Source organism: uncultured Oceanicoccus sp. (genome assembly GCF_963968385.1).
In the GTDB taxonomy this organism is placed as follows: Bacteria; Pseudomonadota; Gammaproteobacteria; order Pseudomonadales; family Dasaniaceae; genus Oceanicoccus.
On record NZ_CAXAHB010000080.1, the window covers coordinates 1 to 6972 of the forward strand.

Sequence of the window (6972 nt, forward strand, 5' to 3'; positions counted from 1 at the left end):
AAATTGGGTGCCATATTGATATAAGCAGGGTCGCCGGCATTTTGTGAGTCTACTACGGCGGCCATGCGTTTTAAGGTGTCCATCACTTGTTGCTGAGTGCAAATGCCATGACGCAACCAATTGGCAATATGCTGGCTGGAAATTCGCAGTGTGGCACGATCTTCCATCAGTCCTACGTTATTAATATCGGGGACTTTTGAACAGCCAACACCTTGATCGACCCAGCGCACTACGTAACCTAAAATGCCTTGGCAATTATTATCCAGTTCATTTTGAATTAGGTCTGCGCTTAAAGTTTGCTGAGCATCAAGTAACGGTATTGTCAAAATATCATCAACACTGGCGCGGGTGCGAGATTTTAATTCTTGCTGTTTGCTCGGCACGTTAACCTGATGATAGTGCAGGGCATGAAGCGTTGCAGCGGTGGGTGAAGGAACCCAAGCGGTATTAGCGCCAGCATTAGGGTGGCCAATTTTGGCATCCATCATCTTGGTCATATTGTCGGGTTCTGGCCACATGCCTTTACCGATTTGTGCCTTGCCCGGCAAGCCACAGGCTAGGCCCAGATCGACATTTTGATCTTCGTAGGCGCCAATCCATGTCATCGTTTTTAATTGGCTTTTGGGAGCAAAAGCGCCGGCTTCCATACTGGTATGAATTTCATCACCGGTGCGATCAAGAAACCCCGTATTAATAAACACAACCCGCTCTTTAACGGCACGAATACATTCTTTGAGGTTGACCGATGTGCGACGCTCTTCATCCATAATACCTACCTTCAAGGTGTTACGAGGTAGTTTGAGAGCATCTTCAATACGATCAAAGAGTTCGTTGGTAAAGGCCACTTCTTCCGGCCCATGCATCTTGGGTTTAACAATATTGATACTGTTGGCGCTAGAGTTTTTTAGCTTGCCGGAACCGTTTAAATCGTGAATGGCGGCCAGTGCAGTCACCATGCCATCCATAATCCCCTCGGGAATTTCATTGTTGTCTTTGTCGAGAATTGCAGGGTTGGTCATCAAGTGACCGACGTTGCGAACAAATAGCATGCTGCGACCTTTTAGGGTCATGGCAGTGCCATCGGCAGCTGTGTATTCTCGGTCGGGATTCATTTTACGAACAAGGGTTTTGCCGCCTTTTTCCAAACTTTCCTGTAAATCACCTTTCATTAGGCCAAGCCAATTGCGATAGGCAATGGCCTTATCTTCAGCATCCACTGCGGCAACGGAATCTTCACAATCCATAATGGTGGTCAATGCGGCTTCCATTAAAATATCTTTAACACCAGCGCTATCCTGTTTGCCGATATGGTGGTCGCGATCAATTTGAATTTCGATATGCAAATTATTGTGGCATAACAAAATAGCATCAGGTTTTTCAGCATTACCTTGATAGCCGACAAACTGTGCTGGGTCAGTTAATGTGGTGGTAGTGCCATCAGCTAGATTTGCTTGTAGCTGAGCATTAACAACGCTGTACTGAATCACGGCGTTGTGAGAACTTGCGGCTAGCGGGGCGGCATCGTTTAAAACACCACGGCCATAGGCAATGACTTTGTCACCGCGAACAGGATTATAGGCACCGCTTTTTTCTGCGCCGTCCGTCTCTGCAATAACATCTGTGCCATACAGCGCATCATACAAACTTCCCCAGCGTGCATTGGCGGCATTAAGGGCGAAGCGGGCATTCATAATCGGCACAACTAATTGCGGGCCGGCTTGTGTGGCAATTTCCGGTTCAGCATTTTCAGTGGTGATTTGAAAATCTTCACCTTCAGGAACTAAGTAGCCAATGTCCGTCAAAAACGCTTTGTAGGCTTTGGCCTCACCAGCACCGTTGGTTTGATGCCAGGTATCAATCTGTGTCTGTAGCTGGTCACGCTTGGCTAGCAGCGCTTTATTTTTCGGGCCCAGATCATTCAGAATTTGTTCCAGTTCGGTCCAGAAGTGCTCCGGTTCGATACCGGTGCCTGGAATAATATCGTTGTTAATCAGCCTGAAAAGTTCGTCGGCGATTTGCAGACCGCCCTGTTGGGTGCGCTGTGTCATGGGTTTCCCTTAAATGTGTCTTGAATACAATACTTAATGATGGAAGATTTTACGGAGAGGGTGAAAATTTAGCGAATTTATCGTTTTCATATTCGGTATAACTCAGGTGAATAAGCTATCCGGTTTCAGTCAGACCTTACTTCTCGCCACAATGTTCTGCGCCACATCAACGATTAAGCGTCGCAACCAGGTATGCCCCGGGTTGTGATGTAATAGCGGGCTCCAGGCCATTTTAAGCTCAATAGGTACAATGGGGAAAGGCGGTGGCTTGATCATTAAATTGCCATACTTTGAATGCAGCAGTGCTGCCTGCTTGGGTAGCGTGGCAATCAAGTCCGGCTGTTCAGCCAGTAGCGCTGCAACCTGATAATGGCGGGTAAAGACCCTGATATGTCGTGTTCTATCAATTTCGGCCAGTGCTTCATCTACCCAGCCCAGTCGTTGTGTATCAGTAGGGTTCATACCAACACCGACGCCCATGCCCGTTTTACTGACCCAGATATGGTGGGCATTCAGATAGCTATTCAGGGAAAAGTCGTTTTGAATCGGGTTGTCTTTGCTCATCAGGCAGGTGAAATTATCCCGCCAAATATTCACTTGATGAAAAGACTGGGGCAGATAATCAAAGCGGTTGATAGCCATATCGACCTTGCCTTTTTCCACGTCTTGAAAGGTCACATCACTGGGGGTGAGGATATCGAGACGGATATGGGGCGCGCAGTCGCGGATTTCATTGAGCAAAGCCGGAATCAGAGTGGATTCGGCATAATCACTGGCCATAATGCGGAATACTCGATCACTTTCTGCGAGATTAAATTCGGCCGAAGGCTGTATCGCTTTTTCAACATTACTGAGGATTTCTCGCACTTGGGGCTGTAATTCTTGGGCCCGTTCGGTGGGGCTCATACCCTGGCTGGTGCGAATCAGTAGTGGATCATTAAATAAATCACGTAGGCGGCGCAGGCTATTGCTCATTGCAGGTTGGGTGATACCCAGCTGATCGGCAGCTTTGGTGACATTTTGTTCGCGCAGTAACACGTCCAAATACACCAGCAGATTGAGGTCGATACGAGATATATTCATTGAATAAATGCTATTGTCAAAAGTTATAACTTAGTATGATCTTGTTGTAATTACTAGCTCTTCCAAGAAGAATGATCTGGCATGACCAAGAATGACCTAATGGCAGCATCCATTTTTGATCAGCCTCTCGGTTACAGACTAATCATCGATACAGCCAAAGAGCCAGATCACAGGCCGCCTAGATTACCACACTATTATTCGCCAGAGAAATGCCGAAGATAAGAACTATAAATTTCCTAAATTTTGGTGTTGGTCGTAGACTGCACGCCATCCAATCACCGCTCTGATTTTAGAGGATTTACCATGTCAGATTACACAAACGATATCACCGCCGTTGAAGGTCTTTGCAAGACTAACGGTAGCTCTTGGAATGCCATCAACCCCGAGTCTGTTGCCCGTATGCGTGCACAGAACAAATTCAAGCACGGCTTGGATATCGCCAAATATACCGCCGATATTATGCGTGCAGATATGGCCAACTATGACGCCGATTCTTCCAAGTACACCCAATCTTTAGGTTGCTGGCATGGTTTTATCGGTCAACAAAAAATGATTTCTATCAAGAAGCATTTTGAAGGCAATACTGACCGTCGTTATTTGTACCTTTCAGGCTGGATGGTTGCGGCACTTCGCAGTGAGTTCGGTCCTCTTCCTGATCAGTCTATGCACGAGAAAACTTCCGTTGCTTCGTTGATTGGTGAGCTCTACACCTTCTTGCGTCAGGCCGACGCGCGTGAACTTGGCGGTTTGTTCCGTGAAGTCGATGCCGCTCGTGAAGCCGGTGATGAAGTTGCAGAAAAAACAGCGCAAAACAAAATTGATAATCACCAAACTCACGTTGTTCCAATTATTGCTGATATCGATGCTGGTTTCGGTAACGCTGAAGCGACTTACCTAATGGCTAAGCAAATGATCGAAGCCGGTGCCTGCTGTATTCAAATCGAAAACCAGGTATCTGATGAGAAGCAGTGTGGTCACCAAGACGGTAAAGTAACCGTTCCTCACGAAGACTTCTTGGCAAAAATCCGCGCTGTTCGTTACGCCTTCCTTGAGCTTGGTGTAGACAACGGTGTTATTGTTGCCCGTACCGATTCATTGGGTGCCGGTTTAACCAAGCAAATTGCTGTTACCAAAGAGCCAGGCGATTTAGGCGATCAGTACAATGCATTTTTAGATTGTGATGAAATTGATGCTGCTGATTTAGGCAATGGCGATGTTGTGATCAACCGTGGTGGCAAGCTACTACGTCCTAAGCGTTTACCTTCTAACTTGTTCCAGTTCAAACAAGGAACCGGAGAAGCTCGTTGTGTTTTAGATAGTGTAACGTCGTTACAAAACGGCGCTGACTTAATCTGGATAGAAACTGAAAAGCCACATGTTCGTCAAATTGGTGGCATGATGGATGAGATCCGTAAGCAGGTTCCTGATGCGAAGCTGGTTTACAACAACTCACCGTCATTTAACTGGACCTTAAACTTCCGTCAGCAAATCTTTGATGCCTGGACTGAAGAAGGTAAAGACGTTTCTGCTTACGATCGTGATAACCTGATGAGCGCTGATTATGACGATTCAGAATTGTCAGCGGCGGCGGATGACAAGATTCGTACCTTCCAGGCTGATGCAGCCCGTGAAGCCGGCATCTTCCATCACTTGATTACGCTACCAACTTATCACACGGCGGCCCTGTCTACTGACAATCTGGCCAAAGAGTACTTCGGTGATCAAGGTATGCTGGGTTACGTTAAAGGTGTTCAGCGTAAAGAAATCCGTCAAGGCATTGCCTGTGTTAAACACCAAAACATGGCCGGTTCGGACATGGGTGATGATCACAAAGAATACTTTGCCGGTGAAGCTGCATTAAAAGCGTCTGGTAAAGACAACACGATGAACCAATTTGGTTAATAGTGAGTTAACACTTTAATACCTTCTGGTATTTCTAGGCGGCCTTGGCCGCCTTTTTTATATTTGGTTTTGTGCCATTATTTATGACAAACACTGAGTGATTGACTATGACAATATCAACACCCGATTTATGTGATGAGTTTGGCGATGCAATTCAGGTCGCTGATCCCATATTTAAGCACTACGGTGCTATTCGTCAATTTGGCGGTGAGGTCGTTACCGTAAAATGTTTTGAAGATAATTCCAAAGTCGGCGAGATGGTACGTACCCCCGGCAAGGGGAGGATATTAGTAGTTGACGGTGGCGGTTCACCTAGACGTTCTTTGCTGGGTGATCAACTAGTGACACTGGCGCTTGAGAATAACTGGTCCGGCATTGTCATCTATGGCTATATCCGCGATATTGAAGAAATTGAAACCATGCAAATCGGTGTGATAGCGCTGGGCGCCATTCCCCGCAAAACAGAAAAGCTTGGTATAGGGCAAGTAAACGTAACGATTAATGTCGCTGGCTTACAGATTAAGCCGGGCCAATATATCTATGCTGATCGCAGCGGTGTTATTATTGCCGATAACTCTCTAATAGCCGGCTAATAACTTTATTGTTCACGGTTTAGCAGGGACGATAGTTATTTTATGGAATTCAAACAGGTTTTTATCTTATGGGGATGAGCAACGCACAAGGTTTAGCCAAAGCCATTCTCAATGGATTTGATGCCTTCTTTGGTGATTTTCAAAATGTTACCCTAGGTGCGCAAGCTCGTTTTGAAAAAGCGGATTGGCAATTGGTCCATGCCACTATGAGCCACCGCTTGGAAATGTATAAGAAAAAAGTCAGCGATGTTGCCGGCATGGCCGATGGTATTGCTGGTCGTTCCCTAAATGATCGCACCCTATGGCGAGATGCCAAAGCCGAATATGCCACGCTGGTTAAAACCCATAGTAATTATGAAATAGCACAAACTTTTTTTAATTCGGTGTATTGCTATGTGTTTTCTCATGAAAAGATTCGCGACCTGCATTCCTTTGTCGATGCGCCTGATCTCTTGCCTAAAGGCTTAAACGACGAGATCATTTTTACCGAATACACTGCCTCTAATGATTTGGCCGCCGACGTTCGCGCCGTTCTTCTCGACACCAGATTTAATATTCCCTTTGAAGATCTCGATAGAGATGTAACCAATATCACCGGTTTAATAGAAAAATCATTGCGACAGCGGTTACCAGAAAACCAGCAAACCAAAATCCAGGTTTTAAATTCGTTATTCTACCGTAATAAGGCGGCCTACCTAGTAGGCAGGTTTGTGGTTGACGGTGAAATGTTGCCGTTTGTGTTCCCTATACTCAACAACGAACAGGGTGGGGTATATGTCGATACGGTGTTATTTTCACCGGATGATGTCAGTAAACTATTTAGCTTTACCCGCAGCTATTTTATGGTTGATGCCTCAGTGCCGTCACAATATGTTGGCTTTTTACAAAGTATTATGCCGCAGAAACAATTGTTTGAACTGTACAGTGCGATTGGTTTTGGTAAACATGCCAAGACAGTGTTTTATCGCAGTGCGGTTGCGCATACATTAAAAACCGATGATCAGTATGTGATTGCCCCCGGTATTAAAGGAATGGTGATGCTGGTATTTACCCTGCCTTCCTATGACTATGTCTATAAGGTCATCAAAGATCGCTTTACCCCGCCAAAAGATATGACCCGTCAGGAAGTTAAAGGCAAGTACAAACTGGTTAAACGCTGGGATCGGGCTGGCCGCATGGCGGAAACACAGGAATTTAATAATCTTGCCTTTGATCGCCGCCGTTTTTCTGATGAACTGCTGGCCGAGCTGAAAAAGGAGGCGCCATCGCTGATTCAGGAAAAGGGCAGTGCGCTGATTCTCAATCATGTCTATGTCGAGCGCAGGATGACACCGCTGAACCTTTAC

Annotated in this window: 5 protein-coding genes; 3 read left to right on the forward strand and 2 right to left on the reverse strand. The window is 46.0% G+C overall.

Going from position 1 to position 6972, the window contains the following annotated elements; translation table 11 throughout:
• Both AACP44_RS07890 and AACP44_RS07895 read right to left on the reverse strand, forming a co-directional pair.
• Window positions 1–2048: malate synthase G (locus AACP44_RS07890; RefSeq protein ID WP_339339966.1), on the reverse strand; the 2048-nt coding region annotated here is incomplete at its 3' end.
• 129 nt (window positions 2049–2177) lie between these two features.
• Window positions 2178–3131 (reverse strand): LysR family transcriptional regulator, encoded by a 954-nt coding sequence (locus AACP44_RS07895; protein WP_339339967.1) that lies wholly within the window; start codon window positions 3129–3131, stop codon window positions 2178–2180.
• 303 nt (window positions 3132–3434) lie between these two features.
• On the opposite strand from AACP44_RS07895, the gene AACP44_RS07900 reads away from it, so the two are divergent.
• The 3 genes from AACP44_RS07900 to aceK all read left to right on the forward strand — a co-directional run.
• Entirely contained in the window at window positions 3435–5033 is a 1599-nt protein-coding gene (locus tag AACP44_RS07900) for an isocitrate lyase (protein ID WP_339339968.1), read from the forward strand.
• Between the two features lie 107 nt (window positions 5034–5140).
• On the forward strand, window positions 5141–5626 hold the full coding sequence (locus AACP44_RS07905; RefSeq protein WP_339339970.1) for a putative 4-hydroxy-4-methyl-2-oxoglutarate aldolase: 486 nt from the start codon (window positions 5141–5143) through the stop codon (window positions 5624–5626).
• Between the two features lie 74 nt (window positions 5627–5700).
• Window positions 5701–6972 (forward strand): bifunctional isocitrate dehydrogenase kinase/phosphatase (gene aceK / locus AACP44_RS07910; protein ID WP_339339971.1); only part of this gene is annotated, 1272 nt, incomplete at its 3' end.